The sequence below is a fragment of the Mumia sp. zg.B21 genome (genome assembly GCF_019550855.1).
GTDB lineage: Bacteria > Actinomycetota > Actinomycetes > Propionibacteriales > Nocardioidaceae > Mumia.
In genome coordinates this window covers 59,125-77,093 of sequence record NZ_JAHWCJ010000001.1, presented here as the reverse complement: position 1 = coordinate 77,093, position 17,969 = coordinate 59,125, and the positions used below count along the sequence as shown (strand labels likewise).

The following is a 17,969-nucleotide window of genomic DNA, read 5'->3' as shown; positions in this document are numbered from 1 at the left end:
AGGAAGCCTCATGCGAGCGATGGTGTATCGCGGGCCGTACAGGATCCGCGTCGAAGAGAAGGACCGCCCCAAGATCGAGCATCCGAACGACGCGATCGTCAAGGTGACGATGGCCGCGATCTGCGGCTCCGACCTGCACCTGTACCACGGGATGATGCCCGACACGCGGGTCGGCCACACCTTTGGCCACGAGTTCATCGGCATCGTCGACGAGATCGGCCCCTCGGTGGAGAACCTCCAGGTCGGTGACCGGGTGATGGTGCCGTTCAACATCTTCTGCGGCACCTGCTTCTTCTGCGCGCGCGGCCTGTTCGCCAACTGCCACAACGTCAACCCGAACGCGACCGCGGTCGGGGGCATCTACGGCTACTCGCACACGACCGGCGGGTACGACGGTGGTCAGGCCGAGTACGTCAGGGTGCCGTTCGCCGACGTCGGCCCCTCCCGGATCCCCGAGTGGCTGGCCGACGAGGACGCGGTCCTGCTCACCGACGCCGCGGCGACCGGCTACTTCGGAGCCCAGCTCGGAGACATCCACGAGGGCGACGTCGTGGTCGTGTTCGGCGCCGGCCCGATCGGGCTCATCGCCGCGAGATCGGCCTGGCTGATGGGCGCCGGCCGGGTGATCGTGATCGACCACCTGGAGAACCGGCTCGAGAAGGCGCGGACGTTCGCGTTCGCGGAGACGTACAACTTCGTCGAGTACGACGACATCATCGTCCACCTCAAGAAGATCACCGACCACCTCGGAGCGGACGTCGCGATCGACGCGGTCGGTGCCGAGGCCGACGGCAACCTGCTGCAGCACGTCACGGCGGCGAAGCTCAAGCTGCAGGGCGGGTCGCCGGTCGCGCTGAACTGGGCGATCGACGGCGTGCGCAAGGGTGGCACGGTGTCGGTGATGGGGGCGTACGGCCCGATCTTCAGCGCCGTCAAGTTCGGTGACGCCATGAACAAGGGTCTGACGCTCCGCATGAACCAGGCTCACGTGAAGCGCCAGTGGCCTCGCCTGCTCGAGCACATCCGCAACGGCCACCTCAAGCCGAGCGAGATCGTCACCCACCGCCTCCCGCTCGAGCACATCAACGAGGCCTACCACATGTTCTCGGCCAAGCTCGACGGCTGCATCAAGCCGCTCATCATTCCTGATGCCGCCTGAGGAGGGCACCACCATGACTGCCACCACCCCGTCCGACATCCCGACGTACACCGAGGCGAAGCCGCCACTCCCCCGGCCTCTCGACGAGATCCGCGCGACCATCCCGGGATGGGGTGCGGACCTCGACCCGGCGGACCGCCCGTCCTTCCCCCGCGAAGTGCCTCAGCCGGACCACTCCGGCGCCCACTGGTCGTTCCCGGACCGGCAGCCCGAGACCTATCCGCGGGAGCGCTCGATCGAGCACGCGTTCCTCACGCCGGTCTTCGGGACCTCCTGCCCGCCGCGTGGACTCTCCGGCAAGGTGCGGCGCCTGGCCTACGCCCGCTACAGCGAGGGGCGGGCGGCGCACTGGCTCCTGCTGATGGCGGCCGACCGGATCGACGTGAAGGAGGCGATGCTGCGATCGTTCGTCACCCTCCGCCCCGACAACCCCATCACCCAGACCGGCATCAGCAGCGAGCTGAAGCGGCACGGTGCGAAGTCCCGGTTCGGGCGCCACCGCACCGACGTCGTCCACCAGGCGCTCGACCCGGTCATCGTCGCCGGCCCCTGGGTGCTGGGAGGCTGGCTCGCCTACCGAGCCGCGAAGCGCGTCCTGGGCTGAGTTGCACCTGACTCACTCCGGGTATCGCATGGCGGTATGACCTTCTTGTCCCGGTTCTCGATAGGCGTCGCGACTGCCACAGCCGTCGCTGTGGCACTCGCGACGCCGACCGCCCTCGCCCCCTCGGCGCCCCCCTCGGCTTCGTCCTCCACCGTCCAGCCGGCTGCGCAGGCCCGGGCCGCCGGCGCCACCACGGTCCGCGTCGGCTCGTACAACATCCACAAGGACGCCAAGCCGCTCCCGTGGACGGCGAAGCGGCGCAACCGGGTCGCGTCCCAGGTCCTGCGCAGCGGCTTCGACGTCGTCGGCCTCCAGGAGGCCAACGGCAACACGAACTTCCCGTCGCTCTACCGGAAGGTGAAGCACCGCTTCGCCTCCACCGCCCGGTGCGCCAAGATCAAGGGCACCGCCGTTCGTGACGCCCGCTCGCGCATCCTCTACGACCGCACGCGCTTCTCGGGGTCGCGCGCGATCTCGGGTCGCATCCGGCTGGACCGCTCCTACTCGGTGAGCGCCGACTACGGGTGCTACCAGCTGCTCACGGAGAAGGCCACGGGTGCGCGGTTCCTTGTCGCCTCGGCTCATCTCGTCAACGGCCCTGGCGTCGCGAAGGACCGCAAGCGCTACCGCCAGACCCGCAATCTCATCGCCGACACTCTCGCGGTGCGCCGAGCGCACGGCGCGTCCTGGCCGATCGTGTGGGCCGGCGACTACAACTCGTCCGCGTCCCGCAAGTACACCTTCGACGCGCCTCGCCGCGCGATGCGCCAGGCGGCCGGTGCTCGCGACGCGTTCGCCGTGGCCCGGACCCGCAAGTTCGGCAGCTACAACAGCGCCAACCAGCTGCGGCGGCGGCCGTGGCGCACGCACCACCACGTCGACCACGTCTATGTCTCACCGGGGATCGGAGTACGCCAGTTCCGGGTCATCGTGCGCCTGAAGGGGAAGCTGTACCGGACGCCCTTCGCCTCGGACCACAACCCGGTCCGCGCGACGCTGCGCATCCCCTACTGAGAGCTGGGATCGGGCCCCGGATAGCCTCGAGAGGGGCGGCGAACAGGAGGGCGCACGAGGTGTCGAGCATCGACGAGAAGTTGCAGGACGTGTACGACGAGGTCCTTCGTCGCAATCCCGGAGAGGCCGAGTTCCACCAGGCCGTCCGTGAGGTCCTGGTGAGCCTCGGTCCGGTCGTGTCGAAGCGGCCGGAGTACGTCGACGCCGCGGTCATCCGTCGCATCTGCGAGCCCGAACGCCAGATCATCTTCCGCGTGCCGTGGGTCGACGACGCCGGTCGCGTCCAGATCAACCGCGGGTTCCGGGTGCAGTTCAACTCCGCGCTCGGCCCGTTCAAGGGTGGCTTGCGCTTCCATCCGAGCGTCTACCTCGGCATCGTGAAGTTCCTCGGCTTCGAGCAGATCTTCAAGAACTCCTTGACCGGTCTGCCCATCGGCGGCGCGAAGGGCGGCTCCGACTTCGACCCCAAGGGCCACTCCGACGCCGAGGTCATGCGGTTCTGCCAGTCGTTCATGACCGAGCTGATCCGCGACATCGGCGAGTACACCGACGTCCCCGCCGGCGACATCGGCGTGGGCGGTCGCGAGATCGGCTACCTCTTCGGTCAGTACAAGCGGATCACCACACGGTACGAGTCCGGCGTCCTCACCGGCAAAGGCCTCACCTGGGGCGGCTCCCAGGTCCGCAAGGAGGCGACCGGCTACGGCACCGTCTTCTTCGTCTCCGAGATGCTCCAGGCCGCGGGCGAGTCGTTCGACGGCAAGCGCGTCGTCGTCTCCGGCTCCGGCAACGTCGCGACGTACGCGATCGAGAAGGTGCACGAGCTCGGCGGCACCGTCGTCGCGTGCTCGGACTCCAGCGGCTACGTCGTCGACGAGGACGGCATCGACGTGGACATCCTCAAGGAGGTCAAGGAGGTGCGCCGCGGGCGCATCGCCGACTACGCCGAGCTGCGTGGCGGAGACGTCCGGCTCGGGCAGGCCGGGTCCATCTGGGACGTGCCGTGCGACATCGCGCTGCCGTCGGCGACCCAGAACGAGCTCAACGGCGCCGACGCGGTCACCCTCGTCAAGAACGGCGTGACCATCGTCGCGGAGGGCGCCAACATGCCGGCAACCCCCGAGGCCATCGCCGTCTTCGACGAGGCGGGCGTCCGCTTCGCCCCGGGCAAGGCGGCCAACGCGGGCGGCGTCGCGACCAGTGCACTGGAGATGCAGCAGAACGCCTCGCGCGACTCCTGGACCTTCGAGCACACCGAAGAGCGCCTGGCCGAGATCATGCGCAGCATCCACGACCGGTGCGCCGAGACCGCCGACGAGTTCGGCAGCCCCGGCAACTACGTCGCCGGGGCCAACATCGCGGGTTTCGTCCGCGTCGCCGACGCGATGCTCGCACTCGGCGTCATCTGAGCAGTGGCTCAATCCCCCACGAGGTGAACCGGCGTCGGCGCACACTGGCGAGAGGGGGACGCCATGAGGATCGCATCGTTCAACGTCGAGAACCTGTTCGCCCGGCCGAAGGCCATGGCGGAGGAGCAGGGTGACGCGGCCACGCGCAAGAAGGTGCTCGCGGCTCACGCACGACTCTCCGCACTCCTCGACCGGCCCAGCTACGCCGGCCGCGAGGCCGACATCCTCGGGCTCCTCGACACGCTCGGCCTGCTGCGCTCCGACGACGCACCGTACGTGCGGATGCGCACGATGCGCGGCCGTCATCTCCTGAAGCGCCCGCGCAGCGGACCGGTCGTCCTCGCGGCTGCCGGGCGTCCCGACTGGGTCGGATGGCTGGAGCTCAAGACCGTCGCGGTCAACGTCACGGCGACCGAGAACATCGCGCGGGTCCTCGACGAGGTCGGCGCCGACGTCGTCACCGTCGTCGAGGCGGACGACCGTCCCGGGCTCCAGCTCTTCTCGGAGTCGCTGCTGCCGGCGGTCGGCGGCACCCCGTACGAGCAGGTGATGGTGGTCGAGGGCAACGACGAGCGCGGGATCGACGTCGGGCTGATGGCGCGCGCCGACTACCGGCTGGTGCAGATGCGCACCCACATCTTCGACACCGACGGTTCTGGGACCGTCTTCTCGCGGGACTGCTGCGAATACCACCTCGACACCCCTCTCGGGAACCGCGTCGTGGTGCTCGCGAACCACTTCAAGTCCAAGGGCTACAGCTCGCCAGGTGACCCGCTCGGCGGCAGACGCCGTCGCCGTCAGGCAGAGCGGGTCGCACGCATCGTGGCGGCGCTGCGTGACGAGGGCGTCGAGATGTTCGCGGTGACCGGGGACCTCAACGACGACCCGACCAGTGACGCACTGGCTCCGCTGCTCGAGGACGGCACCCTCGTCGACATCAGTGCGCACCCGGACTTCGACTGGAACCACCGCAAGGGGACGTACGGGTCGGGCAACGAGACCGCCAAGATCGACTACATCCTGCTCTCGCCGGCGTTGTTCTCCCACGCGCAGGGGGGTGGGGTCTTCCGCAAGGGCGTCTGGCGGGGCCCTCGGACCAAGGACCCCTGGGAGATCCTTCCCACTCTGACGTCGAAGGTGGAGGAGGCGTCCGACCACGCCCTCCTGTACGCCGACCTGACCGGGGTCTGAGCGTCCCGCGCCGTCAGGCCCGGCGAGCGGTGACGAGCAGGTACTCCCACTGCATGGCGCCGTCCCGGACACCGAACCGGTCCGCCAGGTCTGCCAGTGCGCCGTCGAGCGCGGCGACCTTGTCAGGATCGTCAGCGATCGCCGCGTAGACCGCGATCATCGGACCGTACGTCGCCTTGAAGAAGTCCCGGAAGTCCTCCCCGTCGACGAAGCGGTCCACCGCGAGCGTCTGCGTCGTGGCCTCGACGTCGGTGACTCGGTCGCCGAAGAGTGCCCGGACGTGCTCGACGTCCCCCCACAACGGCGGTGGTTGCGCGCCGGGCGGTGGCGGCGGCGCGTACGGCTTCATCGTGGCGAACATCTGCCCGATGAAGCCCTGGGGCGTCCAGCTCAGCAGCCCGATCGTGCCGCCGCGCGCGCAGACGCGCGCGATCTCGTCGGCGGTCTCCTGGTGGTGCGGCGCGAACATCGCTCCGATGCAGGACATGACCACGTCGTACGAGGCGTCCTCGAGCCCCAGGTGCTCGACGTCGTCCTCACGCCACCCGAGTGTGAGCCCTTCGTCCGCGGCCGCCGCGCGGCCGACGTCGAGGAGCTCGGGCGTGAGATCGCTCGCCGTCACCGTCGCTCCGGTTCGCGCAGCGGGGATCGCGGCGTTGCCGGAGCCGGCGCCTACGTCGAGGACGGTCGTCCCGCTTCCGACTCGGCAGGCGTCCACGAGGACCGGTCCCAGGTCGGCCACCACCTCCGTGGCCACGGCTGGGTAGTCCCCCATCGCCCACATCGCCCGGTGCTTGGCCTTGATCACGCCGTCGTCCACCGTGACCGGTGCTGCTGTCGTCTCGCTCGTCATGATGAGTGTCCCTTCGTTGTGCGTGCTCTCGACGCTAGAGATGCAGAGACAACGGGCCTAGTACGAGATCTGTACCGGGCGTACGCTGCACGGATGGGGGCGCCGTACCGCCAGTTCTGCCCGGTCGCGAAAGCCATGGAGCTGCTCGACGAGCGATGGACGATGCTGCTGGTCCGGGAGCTGGTGACGGGCAGCCAGCACTTCAACGACCTGCGACGAGGGCTACCACGGATGTCGCCGACCCTGCTGTCCAAGCGCCTCCAGCAGCTCGTGCGCGCCGGGATCGTCGACAAGGAGGTCCACGGTGCCGAGGTGCGTTACGTCCTGACTCCGGCCGGCAGGGAGCTGCGGACGGTCGTCGAGTCCGTCGGCACCTGGGGCGTGCGGTGGATGGGAACGCTCGGCGACGAGGACCTCGACCCCAAGCTCCTGATGTGGGACATGCACCGCAACATCGACCACTCCGCGGTGGACGACCCGCCCGAGGTCGTCAGCTTCGTCTTCGACGACGTCACCGGGGCGGCGCGGCAGTGGTGGATCGTGATCGAGCGCGACGACGCCGACGTGTGCGACATCGACCCGGAGCGCCCCGTCTCGGTCACGGTGACCGCAGGGCTCCGCGCCCTCACCCAGGTCTGGAGAGGCGATACGACGTGGGCCGGCGCGCTGCGGGCGGGCACCGTCACTGTGGACGGACCCTCCGCAGCGCGCCGCGCCGTGCCCACCTGGTTCGCGCCGACGGGGCTGGCCCGCGTCGTACGCCCAGGCTGAGGAGACTCTCAGCGAGAGCCCGAGTCCTGCTCCGGCTCGTCCTGACTCGTCGTCTGACCCCTGCTCTGGCGCAGGCGCCGCCCGCGCTCGACGTCCTTGTCGTGCTTCGCGGCCGCCTTGTCGCTCTTCTTCGTGTCGCGCGGTGGCAGCTGGATCTTCTCCTCGGCGGGGATCCCGCCCTGGAGCTGACGCCCGCGTTCGAGCTCGGCGTCGAGCTCCGCGCCGAACAGCAGCGCGAGGTTCGTGATCCAGAGCCACAGCAAGAACACGACCACGCCGGCCAGCGAGCCGTACGTGCGGTTGTAGTTCGAGAAGTTCGCGACGTAGAACCCGAACGCGGCCGAAGCCACGATCCAGGTCAGGATCGCGACGACCGCACCGACGCTCAGCCACCGGAACTTCGGCTGCCGGACGTTCGGTGTGGCGTAGTACAGGATCGCCACGACGAACATGACGGCGATCAGCATCACCGGCCACTTGGCGATGTTCCAGACGGTCACCGCCGTCTCACCGAGCCCGATCGCGTCCCCGACGGCCTGAGCAGCCGGCCCGGTGAGGACCAGCGCCAGAGCCACGAGGGCACACAGAACCACGGTGATCAGCGTGACCAGCAGCATGACCGGCCGGAGCTTCCAGATCGGACGACCCTCGTCGATCTCGTAGACCCGGTTCATCGCCCGCCCGAACGCGCCGACGTAGCCCGAGGCCGACCACAGCGCCACGGCCAGGCCGACCACGAACGCCAGTCCCGCACCGCGACCCTCGCTCAGCTGCACCAGCGTCGGCTCCACCGTGTCGGCCGCGGAGTTGGCACCGACGTCACGGAGGACGCCGAGGAGCGTGTCCACGGTCTCGCGGCCCTGGCCGAACAGGCCGACCAGGGAGAGGAGCGCGATCATCATCGGGAACAGCGCAAGCACGGAGTAGTACGTCAGGGCAGCAGCGAGGTCGAGGCACTCGTCCTCGGAGAACTCGCGTACGGCCTTGCGCGCCACGTACCCCCACGACGGCTTCGTGATGTCGGTGGGAGAGTCTGGCTTGGCGGGGTCGTCCGGGTGCGGGGCACGCCCGGGGCGGGCGTCGGTCATCCAGCCTGGCCCGACGGGCGGCTCGAGGCGGGCGAGCCGGAGGTGGCGGCGCTGCTGCTGCCGCCGGCCGAGCGGCTGCCGGTCGAGCTGCTGCCGGTGGAGCTGCTGCCGGTGGAGCTGCTGCCGGTGGAGCTGCTGCCGGTGGAGCCGCTGCCGGTGGAGCCGCTGCCGGCGTGGCTGCCGGGGGTGCTGGTCGACGTGCCACCGGTGGAGCTGCCGAGGCCGCTGCCGGAGGACGTGCTGCTGCCGGTGCTGCTGCCCGTGCTGCTGCTGCCCGAGGTCGGCGCGGCGTGGTCGCCACCCTCACCACGGTTCGTCACCTTGCCGACGGTGTCCTTGGCCGTCTGCACGACCTTCTCCTGGACCTCGGGTGCCTTCTCGGCGGCGAAGCCCTGGGCATCGCTCACCTTCTGCTGCACCGTGGGGTCGTTCCAGAGGCTCTGCGCCTTGCCCTTGATCTGCTCGAAGCGCTCGCGACCGTCACGCGTGCCCAGGACATAGCCGACGGCCATGCCGCCGAGGAGTGCCAGCTTTCCCTTCATGGGAGTTTCCTTTCGTCGAGTACCGGTCCACCATTGGTACCCGATCCTGGGACGATCAACAGATCGCGAGACCAGTTGTTCGCCACGCCGTCGGATCCGGGGGCCTTCGCACCCCACGATGAGCCACGAGAACGGGCAGACTATGCCGCCGTGTGAGGAACAACGCGTCGCGCAACTAAAAAGAAGCGTGAGCCGCGGCTTCGGTGACCGAGAGGTCGAGGTGCAGCCCTGGACGTCTGGCGTCGACTTCTGGGCAGACCTGTTGATCGTCGACGGTCGAGAGCTTGGAGTCCTCCGTTCGCCGCGGCACGAGTTGCTGGAGACCTCCTACGAGGGGGTCGTCGACGTCGGCGCCGTCCTCGAGGTCGAGGGCGAAGCGCTGAGGCTGATGGCTGTGGGCGGCGTGCCCGTGCCGGAAGTCCTGGCCGTACATCGCGCGGCACCGGCCGATGGTCCCTCGTGGATGCTCCAGCAGCGGGTCCACGACGACACGTCTGCTGAGGTCCCGCTGCGTGAGCTCGGCCGGATGACGCGGCTGATCCACGACATCCAGCCGACGAGCGATCTGCTGAGTCCTCCGGCGGCGTGGGCAGACACTTTTTGGCGCCGACTCGAGCAGCGTCTTCGCGCTGCGGCGCCATACTGCGACGGGCTCGACGTCGCCGACATCGCCGGCGTCTCCGGTTTGCTCGAGGGGCGGGCGTCGGCGGCCACGAGCTTGCTGCACATGGATCTGCGGAGCGCCAATATCTGCGTGCAGGGCACCAGGATCGTCGCGATCATCGACGCCGCCAACTGCGTCGTCGGTGACCCTCTTCTGGAACTCGGCCGCATCCGCGGCTACGGCTACCTCGACGAGGAGTTCCTTGCCGGCTATGGACGCACAGAGTGGTCACCGGCCGATCGGGCGCTCCTGGACGTCTACGAGCTCGACACCGCAGCGCTGCTCACGGTCGTGGCGAGGGAGGAGATCGACGACCCGGAGCTGCACGCTCGGCAGCGAGATCGTGTGCTCCAGCTCCAGGACGCCATCGTGGGGACCTGAGCCGCGGAGGACGCCCGCGTACGGGCGACGACGTCTAGCTACAGCTAGCTCTCCGGCTTCCGCTCCCCCGCGTACTCCGCGGGCATCGCGTCACCCTGGTCGGTCGGGATCAGCTCCGCCTCCGGATCCACGACGTACCACGCCTCCTGGCCCGCGGCCGCGCCACCGAGGATCAGCACGTAGCCGTCCTGGTCGGGCTCGACGTCGCTCCACACCTGGTTGGCGTACTCCAACGGTCCACCGAACGTCACCACCATCGCCATGCCCGAGAGAGTAGTACCGATCGCGCGGTCGCACCCTCTCAGTGAGAAACTCGGGGCGGCGACGACATGCTCCAGCAGCCGTACGAGGAGGGCCGATGGCCGACGAACGACCCGGGCCTCCCGCCGGCCCGCGCACGTCCAGGAGGGGCGCCAAGATCGCGGTGTGCGGCGCGGGCTCGGTGGGCAGCACCGTCGCGTACGCCGCGCTGCTGCGGGGGCTGGCCGGAGAGATCGTGCTGTACGACATCGCGTCCACGCTCGTCGAGGCGCAGGCGCACGACCTCAACGACGGTGCCGCGTTCGCGTCGCCGACGACCATCGTCGGGAGCGACGACCCAGCCGCGTGCGCCGGCGCAGACCTGGTGGTGATGACCGCAGGAGCCCGGCAGAAGCCCGGGCAGACCCGGCTCGACCTCGCAGGGGTCAACGTCGGCATCACGCGCGACGTCCTCGGCGCCGTGCGCGAGGTCGCGCCCGACGCGGTCTACGTGCTGGTCACCAACCCCTGTGACGTGCTGACCTACGCGGCGATCGGCTTCCTCGACCTCCCGCCCGGTCGGGTCTTCGGGTCCGGCACCGTCCTCGACACCGCACGGCTGCGCTACCTGCTGTCGCGGCGCCTCGCCGTGTCTCCGCGGAGCGTCCACGCTGCCGTCGCCGGTGAGCACGGCGACTCCGAGATCGTCTTGTGGTCGTCGGCCAACATCGGCGGCGTCCCGATCGCCGAGTACGACCTCGAGGGCCATTCGCTCGACCCCTCCGAGTACGCCGCGATCCGCGAGACCGTCGCCCGCTCCGCGTACAAGGTGATCGAAGGCAAGGGGGCGACCAACTTCGCCATCGGTCTCGCTGCCGCAGACATCATGTCGGCCGTGCTGCGCGACGAGCACCGGTTCCTTCCGGTCTCCACCCTCTTCACCGGGCAGTACGGCATCGACGACGTCTGTCTCTCCGCCCCCTGCGTCGTCAGCGCAAGCGGCGTCGCAGGCCCGGCGGAGCTGCCCCTCGACGAGACCGACCTGGCAGGACTCCGCTCTTCCGCAGCGACCCTGCGCTCGCAGATCGACAGTCTCGGCCTCGCGTCACCGGTGTTCTGATCAGCGCCCGGTCGCCAAGGCTCGGTCGACCTGGGCCACCGTCCATCCGGTGGCATAGAGGAGGTCCGAGGCGATCGAGCGGACCTGCGCGACGACCGCGGCGTCGTTGATCGTGGCGGCCTCGGGCAGCGCCTTGGTCGCCATCCTGGCCGCCTCGATGAGCTGGCGACGCGCCTCGTCGTACGCGTCCTTCTCCGCGATGTCGTCGGCGAAGACCTCGACCGCCTCCCGCAGCAGCCGGACGGCCTCGGGCATGCCGGTGAAGGAGTGCTCGCCACGGCGCAGCATGGTGTGCACCCGCCGTGCGAGGACGCGCGTGTCGCGGATCGCGTTGTCGACGTCGCGGACCGCGACCACGTACCGCTCGACGTGGCCGCGCTGTCGCCACCGCAACGGCGAGTAGCGGGCGATCTCATCGGCGTTGGAGACGGTCGTCGTGAGGCTCTCGATCGCCGGCTGCAGGCCGCGGACCTGCTGCAGCGCCGTCCACGCGGGACCGGCGTCCTCCAGGCGCAGGGCCAGCTCGATGCGACGCAGCGCCTGACCGAGCGTCGTCAGCACCGGCTGCATGCCACGGTTGACACGTCGGACCGGGTTGCCGGGGATGAGCAGCGCCATGGCGAGCCCGACGAGGCCGCCGATCACGGCGTCGACGAAGCGCGCGACGGCGGGGTTGCCGGGCATCACGGGGACGATGGCGGCAAGCAGGCTGGCCGAGGTCGCGGCCTGGTTCCGGGCGAGACCGCGCAGACCGAGGAACGTCGCGGCGGTCCCGGCCAGCGCGACGATGACGCCGAGCTGCCACCACCCGCGGCCGATCACCGAGATGAGACTCTCTCCGATGAGGACGCCGACCGAGACGCCGATGAAGAGCTCGACGGTGATCCGCCGCCGCCCGCCGGTGCCCGCGAAGATCACGAGGATCGCGGCGACGGGGGCGAAGAACGGCTGCTGGTGGCCGACCAGGTCGTGCGCGATCACCCAGGCCAGCGCCGCACCGACCGAGATCTGGACGATGCTGGTCATCTGCGCGCGCACCCATTGCGCCCGGGTGTGCAACGACACCGGCATCGGGACACCCCGCGCATCGTCACCGCTGATGCGATCCAGGAAACCCTGTCCGCTGACCATCAGGGGCCTACAGGTAGAGCCCGGTCTGGTCGTGGTCGATCCGCTCGGCCGCGACCGCGTGCAGATCGCGCTCACGCAGGAGGATGTAGTCCCTGCCGCGCACCTCGACCTCGGCCCGCTCGTCGGGGTCGAAGAGCACCCGGTCGCCGACCTGGACGGTCCGGACGGTGCTGCCGACGGCCTCGACCCGGGCCCACGACAGCCGGCGGCCCAGCTGCGCGGTGGCCGGGATCACGATGCCGCCGGACGAGCGGCGGTCACCGTCGTCCGGGTCGACCGACACCAGGAGGCGGTCGTGGAGCATCCGGATCGGAAGCCCGTCGGTCATTCAGTCGCTCACGATCTTGCGGATCACGACGACGAGACCGATGAAGGCGACGAGGCCACCCACCACCGGGACGATGGTCTCCATCCGCGGCTCGCCCGAAGGGGTGACGAACCTGGCCTTGACGTCGGCGAGGCCGCGTCGTGCCACCGTCTTGGGGCTCGCACGGTAGACGAGCTGGTCGACGTTGGCGGCAAGACGGTTGCGAACCTCGTCGATCTGGGTGACGAGCTGGTCAGGTGTGCCCGTGATGGTCGTCGGGACATCCGGCCTGAAATCGTTCGTCACGTTGTCTCCTCGCTCGGCGCGGTCACCTGTCGTGACCACCGTACCGATACGCAAGGATAGGACCATGACCACGCGACTGCAGCCAGGTGATCAGGCGCCCGACTTCACGCTCCTCGACGACCACGGCAAGGAGGTCACGCTCTCCGACCTGCGCGGCGGGAAGGTCATCGTCTACTTCTATCCCGCCGCGATGACGCCGGGGTGCACCCGCGAGGCGTGCGACTTCACCGCCGAGCGTGAGACGTTCGACGCGTCGGGATACACCGTGCTGGCCATCTCTCCGGACAACACCGACAAGCTGGCCTCCTTCCGCGAGAAGGAGGGTCTCGACATCACGCTCCTGTCCGACCCCGACCGCAGCGTGCTCCGCGCCTGGGGCGCCTTCGGCGAGAAGAAGCTGTACGGGAAGGTCATCGAGGGCGTCATCCGCTCCACGTTCGTCGTGGACGAGGAGGGCAAGATCGAGGTCGCGCAGTACAACATCAAGGCGACCGGTCACGTCGAGCGCCTGATCCGTCAGCTCGACCTGGCCTGAGCCGTACGGCGGTGGTCGCCGCCTAGACTGTCCGGCGGGCCGGTGTGGTGGAACTGGTAGACACGCAGGATTTAGGTTCCTGTGTCGCAAGACGTGCAGGTTCGAGTCCTGTCACCGGCACCCGAGACGGCCGTCTGCCTGTCGTCTCGTGCTCAGTGCGGCTCCCCGCGATACGTGCCGAACGACCACGAGTTGCCCTCGGGGTCCTCGGCGATGAAGTCGCGGCTCCCGTAGTCGGTCGTCGTCGGCTCCATCGTGATCGTCGCTCCTGCCGCCTTGGCCCGGTCGTAGAGGGCGTCGGGGTCGGAGCACACCACGTACGCCCCGAAGGTCCCGGGCTTCTGCTGCCAGTTCCCTTCGTGCTTCTCCGAGCCCATCATGATCCCGCCGCCCTCCGGCCACGCGAGCTCGGCGTGCTGCACGAACCCGTCCTCCGCCATCACGACGACGGGCCGGAAGCCGAAGGCGCGCTCGAGGAAGTCGATCATCGCCAGTGCGTCGCGGGCGGCGAGCGCGGGCCACACGGTGGGGGCCGGCGGCTCGGCCGTGCGGTTCTGGTCCTGGTTCTGGTTCTGGTTCTCAACAGTGCTCATGGACCTCACGATGCTCCGTTGCGGTGCCCTCCCGCTTGGAGGTTTCGGCGCTCCTCCTCGACCCAGCCCGTCGGAGTGGTCCCCGACAGCGTCCGGAACTCGTGCACGAGATGGGCGTGGTCGGCGTAGCCCGCCCGCGCGGCGACGTCGCTCAAGGACCCCGTCTCCGGCGCGACCGTCTGGTCCCGCACCATCGCGACCGCCCGCTCGAAGCGCACGAGCCTGCTCAGGACCTTGGGGCCGAAGCCGAGCTCGTCGACGAACACCGTCCGCAGACGCCGTGGGCTCAGGGCGACATGGGCTGCGAGGTCGTCGATGCGACCGTTGCCCCCGCGGGCGACGATCCAGCGCCAGCCCTCCACGACCTCCGGGCGGGGTCGCGCCGCCGCCGCGCCGGACGCCGTACGCGCACGCTCGGCGAGCAGGCCGCTGACCGCTGCGAACCGCTGTCCCCAGTCGTCGGTGTCGCCGATCCGTGCGCGCAGGGCGTCGGCCGGTGCGCCGAGGACGTCGCGGACGTCCAGGGCCAGACCGGTGAGCCGGCTCGCCGGGACCCCGAAAAGCCATCGGGAGGCGAACGGGTGGATCGCCAGCTGCACCCCCTCCTGCGCGGAGGGCTGGTCGATGAAGGCGGGCCGCGCGGCGAGCGGGCCGAGCATGCCGTACGCGGACACCGGCTCCGGGTCGTCCTCACGCTCCCCGACGACCACCGGGTTGTCGAGCGAGACGACGAAGGTGAGGTACGGCGAGGGGAGGCCGCGGTGCAGGCGCTGCTCGATGTCGCGCTGACGGTATCCGACGAGCGAGGCGACGGCGCCCGCGTACGGACCACGCGGGTCCGCGCGTACGAAGTCCGTCGAGGTCACGTCCCGAGTATCCGCCGATCCGGGCCCGTCGTCATCAGCGATAGCCTCGGACGATGTTCCGGATCCTCTACTACGAACCCCGCATCCCGCCCAACACGGGCAACGCGATCAGGCTCTCGGCCGCCACCGGGGCTCAGCTCCACCTGGTGGAGCCGCTCGGATTCGACCTGTCCGACGCCCAGCTCCGTCGGGCCGGGCTCGACTACCACGACCTCGCCGACGTCTCGGTCCACGGTGACCTCGAGGCGGCGTGGAAGGCGCTCGACCCCGCACGCGTGTTCGCGTTCACGACGCGGGCGACCACGTCCTACGCCGACATCGCCTACGAGCCCGGCGACGTCTTCCTGTTCGGTCCGGAACCGACCGGTCTCCCCGACCACGTGCTCGCCGACCGTCGCATCACCGATCGGCTCCGCATCCCGATGCTGCCGGCCCGCCGCTCGCTCAACCTCGCGAACTCGACCGCGATCGTCGTCTACGAGGCCTGGCGCCAGCAGGGGTACGCCGGCGGCACCTGAGTCCCCGATACGGCGACGCTCACCGCGGTGTGAAGGCCGGGTAGTCACCGAGCCCGACCGACCGGTCCACGAGCGCACCGCTCCCGACGGGTGCGAATACGGCCTTGCCGTCGGAGACCAGCCGTACGCTGCGGATCACGCCGCCGCTCGTCACCGAGCACACGATCTGGGCCATCGCCCGGATCTGCTGCTCCGCGGTGAGGCGGGCGAAGCCGGTCGGGACCTCGACCTGAGCGACGCTGGACGCCACCGTCACCTGGCTCTCCTCTGCGCTCTGCGGCACGTCGGTCGTCAGCCCCGCGCGACGCTCGCCGCCCGTCGGCCCCCGGGCGAGCGAGCGCAGCGCGCTCGCCACCCCACCTGCCGCGGCAGTCCGCCCCACGCGGCGGAGCCGGCCGCGTTCCAGCAGGCACACCTCGACGTCCATCGCACGCTCCCGGCCGACTGTCGGTCCGTACGCGGGCAGGCGCGGAGCGGTGACTGCGGCGTCGCGAGGTGCGGGCTCCGCACCGATCGCGCACGCGCCGAGGCTCAGAGCCAGCACGGCCGCGGCCCCCAGCCGCGCAGCCCGGCTCACCGGCCCCTCCCTCGACCGACCGGGAACGTGACGAGGAATCGTGCCCCGCCGACCGGCGAGTCCTCGGCTGCCACCCGCCCGTGGTGCTGTCCGACGTGGCGCGCGACGATCGCCAACCCGAGACCGACGCCGGAGTCCTCTGCCTCATCACCGCGGTTGAACCGCTCGAAGATCCGCTCCCGCCGGTCGATGGGGACACCGGGACCGGCGTCATCGACGGCGATCTCGACCGTCGAGCCGTCACACCCCAGCCGGACCGTCACTCCGGTGCAGCCACCGCCGTGACGCTCGGCGTTCTCCACCAGGTTCGCGATCACCCGCTCGAGCCGGCGCTTGTCGGCCAGCATGATGACGTCCGCTGCCTCCGGCTCGACCATCGTGACGGGACGCTTGGCGGCCTCGTCCGCGGCACGCTCGACAAGCTCACCGATCGCCACCGCCTCCGACGTGGCGCTGGACTCGTCCTCTGCGCGGGAGATCTCCAGCAGGTCCACCACCATCCGCCGGAACCGCTCGAGGTCCTCCGCGAGCAGGTCGAGCGGCTCGCGCACCTCCTCAGGCAGCCTCGCGCGCCGGTTCTGGAGCACCTGCACGGAGTTCAGCATCGTGGTCAACGGGGTGCGCAGCTCGTGGCTGACGTCGCCTGCGAAGCGTGCGTCCGCACGAACCCGCCGCTGCAGCGACTCGACGGTCGCGTTGAACGACCGGGCGAGCGGCGCGAGGTCGGGGTCGCCGCCGGTGTCCATCCGTGCGGTCAGCCTGCCGGAGGCGACGGCGGAGGCGACGTCGTTCAGCTCGGTCAGCGGGCGGAGCGCCCGGCGGCTCGCCGACCGGCCGAGGACCAGACCGCAGACGACCGTGAGCAGCGCGGCACCGGCCAGGCTCGCGGACAGCACCCGGAAGGTTCGGTTCAGCTCTGTCAGGTCGTAGACCGCGAAGTAGGCGTTGCCGCTCGGTTGCAACGGCATCCCCACGGCGAGCAGCGGCCGCCCGTCGATCTCGATCCGCTGGGTGCTCGCCGTCCCGGCCTCGACCCGTTCCACCAGCGCGGCCGGCAGGTCGGACGGGGTCGGGTCGAGTGAGGTCGCGTACCAGGCGTCGTCGTAGCGCAGAACCGCCGCCGAGGCGCCCGACCCCACGGTGTCGAGAGCGCCAGACACGTCGACGGGCCGGGCGTCGATCTCGCGCTGGAGCAGTCCCGCGTCGACCGCCGTCTCCGCAGCCGCGCTGGACTCGCGCTGTGCCACCAGGAAGTGCGTGACCAGCGACCAGCTGAGCACGGCGAGCAGCAGTGACAGCGCCAGCGCCAGCAGGCCGAAGAGCAGCGTCACACGTCCGCGGACCCCGAGCCGCATCCTCCACCTCCTGGGGTCGGACGGGCGTCGGGTCGTGGCCACGGTGGATCCTCAGCCGGCCAACCGGTAGCCCAGCCCGCGCACGGTCAGCAGGTGGCAGGGGGACGCAGGGTCGTGCTCGACCTTCATCCGGAGCCGCCGCACGTGCACGTCGACGATGCGGCTGTCGCCGAAGTAGCCGTACCCCCAGACCTTGTCCAGGAGGTGCTCGCGGCTGCACACCCTGCCCTCGGCGAGGACGAGCTCGGCGAGCAGCTTGAACTCGGTTCGTGTCAGGGGCAGCTCGACGCCGTCACGCACCACGACCGCATCACCGAGATCGATGCGCAGGTCGCCCAGTGTGAGGTCGTCGCGTGGCGCGGCCGAGGGCCCCGCGGTGGCCCGACGCAGCAGCGCGCGAATCCTCGCCGACAGCTCTTTGGCCACCAGCGGCTTTGTCACGTAGTCGTCGGCGCCCGCCTCCAGCCCTGCCACGACGTCGTGGGAGTCGGTACGGGCGGTCACCATGATCACCGGGACGGCACTCTCCCGCCGGAGCTCGCGGCAGACCGAGAACCCATCGGTGTCGGGGAGCATCAGATCGAGCAGCACGACGTCCGGTCCGCGCTCTCGCAGCATGTCCAGCGCACTGGCGCCCGTCGACGCCTCCACGACGGCATATCCCTCGTCCTCGAGCGCCAGGCGCAGCGAGCGACGTACCCGCGGGTCGTCCTCCACCAGCAGCACGCTGCGCGTCATGCGTTCA

The 17,969-nt window shown here is 70.1% G+C and carries 22 protein-coding genes and 1 tRNA gene; 11 read left to right on the top strand and 12 right to left on the bottom strand.

Features of this window, described 5'->3' with window-relative positions:
• The first annotated feature begins 10 nt into the window (after positions 1–10).
• From KV100_RS00435 to KV100_RS00415, 5 genes are all read left to right on the top strand, one after another.
• Positions 11–1,159 (top strand): zinc-dependent alcohol dehydrogenase, encoded by a 1,149-nt coding sequence (locus KV100_RS00435; RefSeq protein WP_220340952.1) that lies wholly within the window; start codon positions 11–13, stop codon positions 1,157–1,159.
• A gap of 13 nt (positions 1,160–1,172) precedes the next feature.
• On the top strand, positions 1,173–1,763 hold the full coding sequence (locus tag KV100_RS00430) for a hypothetical protein (protein ID WP_255565876.1): 591 nt from the start codon (positions 1,173–1,175) through the stop codon (positions 1,761–1,763).
• A gap of 36 nt (positions 1,764–1,799) precedes the next feature.
• Positions 1,800–2,777 (top strand): endonuclease/exonuclease/phosphatase family protein, encoded by a 978-nt coding sequence (locus tag KV100_RS00425; RefSeq protein WP_220340951.1) that lies wholly within the window; start codon positions 1,800–1,802, stop codon positions 2,775–2,777.
• 59 nt (positions 2,778–2,836) lie between these two features.
• Positions 2,837–4,186, top strand: coding sequence for an NADP-specific glutamate dehydrogenase (gdhA, locus tag KV100_RS00420; protein WP_374106983.1), 1,350 nt, complete (start codon positions 2,837–2,839; stop codon positions 4,184–4,186).
• Positions 4,187–4,249: 63 nt separating this feature from the next.
• Positions 4,250–5,377: an endonuclease/exonuclease/phosphatase family protein gene (locus KV100_RS00415; RefSeq protein WP_220340950.1), complete on the top strand. Its 1,128-nt coding sequence runs from the start codon at positions 4,250–4,252 to the stop codon at positions 5,375–5,377.
• 13 nt (positions 5,378–5,390) lie between these two features.
• Here KV100_RS00415 and KV100_RS00410 read toward each other — a convergent pair whose 3' ends face one another.
• Positions 5,391–6,230 (bottom strand): class I SAM-dependent methyltransferase, encoded by an 840-nt coding sequence (locus KV100_RS00410; protein ID WP_220340949.1) that lies wholly within the window; start codon positions 6,228–6,230, stop codon positions 5,391–5,393.
• Between the two features lie 93 nt (positions 6,231–6,323).
• Here KV100_RS00410 and KV100_RS00405 point away from each other — a divergent pair, with 93 nt between their 5' ends.
• Positions 6,324–7,001, top strand: coding sequence for a helix-turn-helix domain-containing protein (locus KV100_RS00405; protein ID WP_220340948.1), 678 nt, complete (start codon positions 6,324–6,326; stop codon positions 6,999–7,001).
• Between the two features lie 8 nt (positions 7,002–7,009).
• Here KV100_RS00405 and KV100_RS00400 read toward each other — a convergent pair whose 3' ends face one another.
• Both KV100_RS00400 and KV100_RS00395 read right to left on the bottom strand, forming a co-directional pair.
• The gene (locus tag KV100_RS00400) at positions 7,010–8,089 is read right to left on the bottom strand and encodes a YihY/virulence factor BrkB family protein (protein ID WP_220340947.1); all 1,080 of its coding nucleotides are present in this window, start codon (positions 8,087–8,089) and stop codon (positions 7,010–7,012) included.
• Positions 8,086–8,631, bottom strand: a complete 546-nt coding sequence (locus tag KV100_RS00395; RefSeq protein ID WP_220340946.1) for a YtxH domain-containing protein — start codon at positions 8,629–8,631, stop codon at positions 8,086–8,088. Before KV100_RS00395 ends, KV100_RS00400 begins: the two co-directional genes overlap by 4 nt.
• 187 nt (positions 8,632–8,818) lie before the next feature.
• Between KV100_RS00395 and KV100_RS00390 the strand changes: the two genes are divergently transcribed.
• The gene (locus tag KV100_RS00390; RefSeq protein ID WP_220340945.1) at positions 8,819–9,676 is read left to right on the top strand and encodes a phosphotransferase family protein; all 858 of its coding nucleotides are present in this window, start codon (positions 8,819–8,821) and stop codon (positions 9,674–9,676) included.
• A 44-nt stretch (positions 9,677–9,720) separates the two neighbouring features.
• Here the strand turns inward: KV100_RS00390 and KV100_RS00385 are convergent, their stop codons facing one another.
• Positions 9,721–9,939 (bottom strand): hypothetical protein, encoded by a 219-nt coding sequence (locus KV100_RS00385; protein ID WP_220340944.1) that lies wholly within the window; start codon positions 9,937–9,939, stop codon positions 9,721–9,723.
• A gap of 95 nt (positions 9,940–10,034) precedes the next feature.
• Between KV100_RS00385 and KV100_RS00380 the strand changes: the two genes are divergently transcribed.
• Positions 10,035–11,036: an L-lactate dehydrogenase gene (locus tag KV100_RS00380; RefSeq protein WP_220340943.1), complete on the top strand. Its 1,002-nt coding sequence runs from the start codon at positions 10,035–10,037 to the stop codon at positions 11,034–11,036.
• On the opposite strand, the gene KV100_RS00375 is transcribed toward KV100_RS00380, so the two are convergent.
• The 3 genes from KV100_RS00375 to KV100_RS00365 all read right to left on the bottom strand — a co-directional run bounded on the left by KV100_RS00375 (position 11,037) and on the right by KV100_RS00365 (position 12,780).
• Complete coding sequence (locus tag KV100_RS00375) at positions 11,037–12,062, bottom strand: aromatic acid exporter family protein (RefSeq protein WP_220340942.1); 1,026 nt, start codon at positions 12,060–12,062, stop codon at positions 11,037–11,039.
• A 112-nt stretch (positions 12,063–12,174) separates the two neighbouring features.
• The gene (locus KV100_RS00370; RefSeq protein ID WP_220340941.1) at positions 12,175–12,495 is read right to left on the bottom strand and encodes a co-chaperone GroES; all 321 of its coding nucleotides are present in this window, start codon (positions 12,493–12,495) and stop codon (positions 12,175–12,177) included.
• On the bottom strand, positions 12,496–12,780 hold the full coding sequence (locus KV100_RS00365; protein ID WP_308291313.1) for a DUF3618 domain-containing protein: 285 nt from the start codon (positions 12,778–12,780) through the stop codon (positions 12,496–12,498).
• Between the two features lie 64 nt (positions 12,781–12,844).
• On the opposite strand from KV100_RS00365, the gene bcp reads away from it, so the two are divergent.
• Both bcp and KV100_RS00355 read left to right on the top strand, forming a co-directional pair.
• Positions 12,845–13,315, top strand: a complete 471-nt coding sequence (bcp, locus tag KV100_RS00360; RefSeq protein ID WP_220340939.1) for a thioredoxin-dependent thiol peroxidase — start codon at positions 12,845–12,847, stop codon at positions 13,313–13,315.
• A 38-nt stretch (positions 13,316–13,353) separates the two neighbouring features.
• Positions 13,354–13,435, top strand: a tRNA-Leu gene (locus KV100_RS00355).
• Between the two features lie 32 nt (positions 13,436–13,467).
• Here KV100_RS00355 and KV100_RS00350 read toward each other — a convergent pair.
• Together KV100_RS00350 and KV100_RS00345 are read right to left on the bottom strand one after the other, a co-directional pair.
• Positions 13,468–13,908 carry a VOC family protein gene (locus KV100_RS00350; protein WP_220340938.1) on the bottom strand — a complete coding sequence of 147 codons (441 nt, stop codon included), beginning with the start codon at positions 13,906–13,908 and terminating at the stop codon, positions 13,468–13,470.
• 5 nt (positions 13,909–13,913) lie between these two features.
• On the bottom strand, positions 13,914–14,774 hold the full coding sequence (locus KV100_RS00345) for a helix-turn-helix domain-containing protein (protein WP_220340937.1): 861 nt from the start codon (positions 14,772–14,774) through the stop codon (positions 13,914–13,916).
• A 53-nt stretch (positions 14,775–14,827) separates the two neighbouring features.
• On the opposite strand from KV100_RS00345, the gene KV100_RS00340 reads away from it, so the two are divergent.
• Positions 14,828–15,292 carry a tRNA (cytidine(34)-2'-O)-methyltransferase gene (locus tag KV100_RS00340; protein ID WP_220340936.1) on the top strand — a complete coding sequence of 155 codons (465 nt, stop codon included), beginning with the start codon at positions 14,828–14,830 and terminating at the stop codon, positions 15,290–15,292.
• 19 nt (positions 15,293–15,311) lie between these two features.
• On the opposite strand, the gene KV100_RS00335 is transcribed toward KV100_RS00340, so the two are convergent.
• From KV100_RS00335 to KV100_RS00325, 3 genes are read right to left on the bottom strand one after another with little or no spacing between them, the layout of a single operon-like run.
• Complete coding sequence (locus tag KV100_RS00335) at positions 15,312–15,869, bottom strand: GerMN domain-containing protein (protein WP_220340935.1); 558 nt, start codon at positions 15,867–15,869, stop codon at positions 15,312–15,314.
• Positions 15,866–17,266 (bottom strand): sensor histidine kinase KdpD, encoded by a 1,401-nt coding sequence (locus KV100_RS00330; RefSeq protein ID WP_220340934.1) that lies wholly within the window; start codon positions 17,264–17,266, stop codon positions 15,866–15,868. Before KV100_RS00330 ends, KV100_RS00335 begins: the two co-directional genes overlap by 4 nt.
• 9 nt (positions 17,267–17,275) lie before the next feature.
• Positions 17,276–17,962 carry a response regulator transcription factor gene (locus KV100_RS00325; RefSeq protein WP_220340933.1) on the bottom strand — a complete coding sequence of 229 codons (687 nt, stop codon included), beginning with the start codon at positions 17,960–17,962 and terminating at the stop codon, positions 17,276–17,278.
• Positions 17,963–17,969 lie beyond the last annotated feature (7 nt).